Below are 5,318 nucleotides of genomic sequence, written 5' to 3'. Positions count from 1 at the left end.
CCGCGACCAGGTCCACCGCGGCCGACACCTCGTCCGGGGTCGCGGCGATCGCGTCGACGGGGTCGAGCCACTGCTCGCCCTCGAGGTCCGCCACGGCCACCGTGTCGAACGCGGCCAGCTCGTGATCCTTCTCCGCCAGCACCGCCATGGTCTCGGTGTACAGCGGCACCCTGAGCAGGCCGGGCGGCGAGGATCGCGGGGCCGCGTCGGGTTCGCGGAGGAAGATCACGTCGAACCCCACGTCCCCGGCGACCCGGGCCAGCGCCGAGCGCGGATCCCCCGAGCGCCGCGCCGAGATCGGCACCTCGGGATTGCGCTCGCGCCACCGGGTGAGCCACTTGTCGGGCTGCACGCCCGGGACGTAGCCGATGGCCAGGCTCCGCCGGTCCGGACCGGTATCCTCGTTCACCCCTCAACGGTAGCCGCTGCTCCGTGAACCCCGGATCAGTGCACCAACCGTGAACAGGCATCTGCCACCGAATCGCCGATCGCGGTGAGGGGCCGCACCCCATCCGGCCGGTACCAGGTCCACACGGAGCTGACCATTCCCAGAATCAGCCGTCCCAGCTCCTCCTCGTCCCGCCGTGGGAACTCACCGGAGTCCATTCCGCGCGCCAGCAACGAGATCCAGTCCTGCTCCACCGCGCGCGAGTGCTCCACCGCCGTCTGGCGCTCTTCCTCTTCTCGCTCAGTGGAACGCGTGGTCTCCAGGATGCCGACGTGGTGCACCAGAATTCGGGCTTGAAGCGCCTCACTGGCGGTGACGTCGTATACACCTCGCACCGCGGCCCGCAGAGCCGATTCAGCATCCACGGAGTCCTTCACGGCCTCAGAGAAGCGCCGATGAGAGTGGTCGAGCTCGGTACTCATGATCGTGAGCAGGCAGTGAGCTTTGGATTCAAAGTAGTGATATAGCGCTGTCTGACCGATTCCCACCTCGTGCGCGATCGTCGCCCACTTGGTGTGCTCGTATCCAGCAGATCCGAAGTGGTCGACCGCGACCCGGAGAATCGCCTTCCTCTTGGACCTGGAACTCTCCATCCTGGCGTGCTGCACCATCCCTCATCCCCCTGACCGTGGCCTCGAACCTCGCGGTTCGGAGTACGTCGCATCCGACTCGGAACCATCCACTCCGGCGCCCCCTGCGCTTGGCCCGCCCCCTACGCTCAGCCCAGGATCGTCCAGTCCTCGAGGCCCTCGTACAGCGGCTTGGCCGCGGCCAGCGCGGACACGCGTCCACGCAGGGCGGTGATGTCGGCGTCCGTACCCGCCGCGAGGGCGGTGCCGATGATGTCCGCGACCTCGCGGAAGTCCTCGGCCCCGAAACCACGGGTGGCCAGCGCGGGCGTACCGATCCGCAGACCGGAGGTCACCATCGGCGGACGGGGGTCGAACGGCACGGCGTTGCGATTGACGGTGATGCCGACCTCGTGGAGGAGGTCCTCGGCCTGCTGGCCGTCGAGGTCGGACTCGCGCAGGTCCACCAGCACCAGGTGGACGTCGGTCCCTCCGGTGAGGACGGACACGCCGGCCTGGCGGCAGTCGTCGGCCATGAGCCGCTCGGCGAGGATCTTGGCGCCCTCGATGGTCCGCTGCTGGCGCTCGCGGAACTGCTCGGTACCGGCGATCTTCATGGCGGTGGCCTTGGCTGCGATCGCGTGCATGAGCGGCCCACCCTGCTGGCCGGGGAACACCGCTGAATTGAGCTTCTTGAACAGCTCGAGGTCATTGGTGAGGATCATGCCGGAGCGCGGCCCGCCCAGGGTCTTGTGGACGGTGGTGGACACGACGTCGGCGTGCGGAACCGGGCTCGGGTGCAGTCCCGCGGCCACCAGGCCGGCGAAGTGCGCCATGTCCACCCAGAGCTTGGCCCCCACCTCGTCGGCGATCTCGCGGAACTTCGCGAAGTCCAGGGTCCGCGGGTAGGCCGACCAGCCGGCGATGATCACGTCCGGCTTCTCCGCCAGCGCCATCTCGCGGACGGTGTCCATGTTGACCTGCATGGTCTCGGGATCCACCTCGTAGGCGGCGACCTCGTACAGCTGGCCGGAGAAGTTGAGCTTCATGCCGTGGGTGAGGTGACCACCGTGCGCCAGGGACAGGCCCATGATCTTGGAGCCCGGCGCCGCGAGTGCCATCAGTACGGCGGCGTTTGCCTGGGCGCCCGCGTGCGGCTGGACGTTGGCGTACTTGGCGCCGAACACCTCCTTCGCGCGGTCCCGAGCCAGGTTCTCCACCACGTCGACGTGCTCGCAACCGCCGTAGTACCGCCGGCCCGGGTAGCCCTCGGCGTACTTGTTGGTGAGCACCGATCCCTGGGCCTGCAGGACCGAGCGCGGCACGAAGTTCTCCGACGCGATCATCTCGAGCGTGTCTCGCTGTCGTGCGAGCTCGCCGGCCATCGCCTCGGCGACCTCCGGATCGAGCTCGGACAGGGAAGCGGTGAACACGTCGGTGTTCGGGTCGGTCATCGTTGCTCCTCGCAGGTGGGCTTCTCACTTCGTACGAATCGTGTCGGGGCCACGGCTCGTCTCGTCGTCGTCAGTCTAGTGCCAGGGCACCTGGAGGCCTCTCCCCCGTGGGCACCTGACACAATCAGCAACCGTGAGCAGACATGCCGGCGACTACACGCCGTACGTCGAGTTCGACCGTCGAAGCTGGCGGCGCCTGCGGCGTGCGATGCCCATGGTGCTCACCGAACAAGACCTCGAGGGCCTCCGAGGCCTGGGCGAACACCTCGACCTCGACGAGATCGCGGAGATCTACCTGCCGCTGAGCCGGCTCATCCACCTGCAGGTATCCGCCAGACAGCGGTTGTTCCAGTCGACCAATCTGTTCCTCGGCGAGACCGTGGACGCCCCGATGCCGTTCGTGATCGGGGTGGCCGGCTCGGTGGCGGTGGGCAAGTCCACCTCCGCGCGTGTGTTGCGCGCGCTGCTGACCCGCTGGGACTCCCACCCCCGGGTGGACCTGATCACCACCGACGGCTTCCTCTACCCCAACCGCGAACTCCAGCGGCGCCAGCTCATGCACCGCAAGGGCTACCCCGAGTCCTACGACCGGCGTGCGCTGTTGAGGTTCGTCACCGAGGTCAAGTCCGGTGCCCCGGTCGTCCGCGCGCCCGTGTACTCGCACACCAAGTACGACATCGTCCCCGACGAGTTCATCGAGGTGAAGCGCCCGGACATCCTCATCGTCGAGGGCCTGAACGTCCTGCAGACGGGCCCCCGGCTGATGGTCTCGGACCTGTTCGACTTCTCGCTCTACGTGGACGCGAAGATCGAGGACATCGAGAAGTGGTACGTCGAGCGCTTCCTGGAACTGCGCAGCACGTCGTTCTCCAACCCCAACTCGCACTTCGCGCACTACGCGGATCTGTCCGACCAGGCGGCCCGGCTCGCCGCCCGCGAGATCTGGATGTCGATCAACCGCCCGAACCTGGTGGAGAACATCCTGCCGACCCGGCCGCGCGCGACGCTGGTGCTGCGGAAGAACTCGGACCACTCCATCCAGCGGCTGCGCCTGCGCAAGATCTGACGCGCTCCCGGGTTCGTTCACTCCGGCGCGGCGCCCGTCTCCCCCACGGGTACGCCACGCCGCCGCAACTCGGCCTCGGCGCGGTCCAGCCCCCCGTGCTCGAGTGCGGCCTGTGGACTGTGATCGCTCCAGACATGGCGCCCGAACCGGCTCACCTCCACCTCGAGCTCACCGGACAGGTGCTCGATCGCGCCCGCCGAGTTCCGCTTCTCCGACGGCAACGGCACGGGCAGCACGTGCGCCCGACCCAGGGGCGCCCGCCCGGTCACGCGGATCCGCCAACCGTAACCGCGCCCCTCGAGTGCCCAGACGTCATCAGCGACCCGCGCCCGGACCGGCGAGACCACGGGGTTTCCCAGCCGGATCACCCGACCATCCGGAAGTCGCACCACGAGGGCGGTGACCTCGGTGCGCAGCGGGCCCGAATGGATCTGCCCGCCGGCGAAGGCCACGCAGGTGTCCGGTTCGGAGAATCCCTGCGCCTGCCCCCACCACCAGGAGTCCGGAAAGCCCTCGGCGCCCCAGTTCTTCTCCCCGTAGACATCGGCGCCGTCGAACTCCCAGTGCCGGCCGTCCAGCTCCGCCCAGCCCCGCGCCCGACCGCCGAGCAACCACGGGTGCCAGTACTGGTTGAGGGCGGGAACGGCCTGGAAGACGCTCGACCCACCGACGGCCCGGTGCGGCCACTCCACGGGATCGGTGATCTCCACGTGGAGGCGGGCCCCCTCGCCCATGTCCACGGTCACCCCGTCCGGTCGGTACTCGAACCGATCCCCGGAGCGGGCCCCCAGGCGGTCGGGATCGGCCCACCCCTCGGGCGCGGCGGCCAGCCGGAGAGACGACGACGTGCCCGACCTCGCGGGTGGCGTCCCCGCCTCGGTAGATGACGACGACGAGGTCGCGCCGACGCCCGGCCGGGGGGCCCCGATCTCCCCTGGCCGGGGAGGCACCTCGTCGGACGCCAGGCCGAGCGTCGCCCAGTGCCCGTCCGGCCCCCGGTTGATCCCGATGAGCGCGATCAGGGCGCGGCCGCGGTCGCGATCGGTCACGCGGAGGAAGTATCCCTCCATGGCCACCCCGTGCGCGCGGAGCGGATCGCCGAAGGGCAGGTCTGCGCCGGTGGCCCGGTAGCGCCGGTGAAGTGTCATGCACGCCAGCGTTCCACAGGGCCCTATGTTGGACACCGTGAACTCGTCATCGATCGGACTCAGGCCACCACGTCACCGCGTCGACCCGCGGTGTCGGCGCTGGTGGACGGCGCAGGTCGCACTGTGGATGGCGGGGCCGCTGGTGGTGGCCGTGGTCCTGGGCCTGGTCCTGTTCCCCTGGGTCCTGCTCGTGGCGGCGGGGTGGGCGGCCGCGACCGCCGTGGCACTGGTCGCGGTACCCCGGGTGCGCTGGGCCATCCACCGGTGGGAAGCGACGGACACGGCGATCTACAGCCGTAGTGGTCTGTTCTGGGAGGAATGGAGGGCCGCGCCGCTCTCCCGGGTGCAGACCGTCGACAAGACCCGCGGTCCACTGCAGCGTCAGTTCGGGTTGGCCACCGTCGTCGTCACCACCGCCTCCTCCTCTGGCGCGGTCCGCATCAGCGCCCTCGACGCCGCGCAGGCCGAGGAGATGGTCGACAGGTTGACGCTCCTGGCCGAGGACGACCAGCGGGACGCGACGTGACCACGCCCGGGACGCAGCACTTCGCGGCATCGCGGCCCGACCCCGCGGAGCCCGCCCCCGAATGGCTGCCGCTCGACCGGCGGACCATCGCCGCGAGCACCGTCGTG

The 5,318-nt window shown here is 69.6% G+C and carries 6 protein-coding genes; 2 read left to right on the top strand and 4 right to left on the bottom strand.

The genetic code is table 11. The features are described from left to right. The 3 genes from G6020_RS02200 to glyA all read right to left on the bottom strand — a co-directional run. On the bottom strand, nucleotides 1–409 hold a 409-nt coding region (locus G6020_RS02200), incomplete at its 3' end, for a LysR substrate-binding domain-containing protein (RefSeq protein ID WP_182609524.1). Between the two features lie 35 nt (nucleotides 410–444). Continuing rightward, a complete protein-coding gene (locus G6020_RS02195; protein WP_107749135.1) occupies nucleotides 445–1,059 on the bottom strand; it encodes a TetR/AcrR family transcriptional regulator in 615 nt (204 codons plus the stop codon). A gap of 107 nt (nucleotides 1,060–1,166) precedes the next feature. Then, entirely contained in the window at nucleotides 1,167–2,471 is a 1,305-nt protein-coding gene (glyA, locus tag G6020_RS02190) for a serine hydroxymethyltransferase (protein WP_182609523.1), read from the bottom strand. Between the two features lie 133 nt (nucleotides 2,472–2,604). On the opposite strand from glyA, the gene coaA reads away from it, so the two are divergent. Beyond that, on the top strand, nucleotides 2,605–3,537 hold the full coding sequence (gene coaA / locus G6020_RS02185; RefSeq protein ID WP_182609522.1) for a type I pantothenate kinase: 933 nt from the start codon (nucleotides 2,605–2,607) through the stop codon (nucleotides 3,535–3,537). 17 nt (nucleotides 3,538–3,554) lie between these two features. Here coaA and G6020_RS02180 read toward each other — a convergent pair whose 3' ends face one another. Next, nucleotides 3,555–4,685: a tocopherol cyclase family protein gene (locus G6020_RS02180; RefSeq protein ID WP_182609521.1), complete on the bottom strand. Its 1,131-nt coding sequence runs from the start codon at nucleotides 4,683–4,685 to the stop codon at nucleotides 3,555–3,557. A 25-nt stretch (nucleotides 4,686–4,710) separates the two neighbouring features. On the opposite strand from G6020_RS02180, the gene G6020_RS02175 reads away from it, so the two are divergent. Continuing rightward, nucleotides 4,711–5,211: a PH domain-containing protein gene (locus G6020_RS02175; protein WP_187700482.1), complete on the top strand. Its 501-nt coding sequence runs from the start codon at nucleotides 4,711–4,713 to the stop codon at nucleotides 5,209–5,211. Nucleotides 5,212–5,318 lie beyond the last annotated feature (107 nt).

This window comes from Dietzia sp. B19 (assembly GCF_014145155.1).
GTDB classification, from domain to species: domain Bacteria; phylum Actinomycetota; class Actinomycetes; order Mycobacteriales; family Mycobacteriaceae; genus Dietzia; species Dietzia natronolimnaea.
Note: the sequence above shows the minus strand (reverse complement) of the source record. Positions and strands in the feature narration are given on the sequence as shown.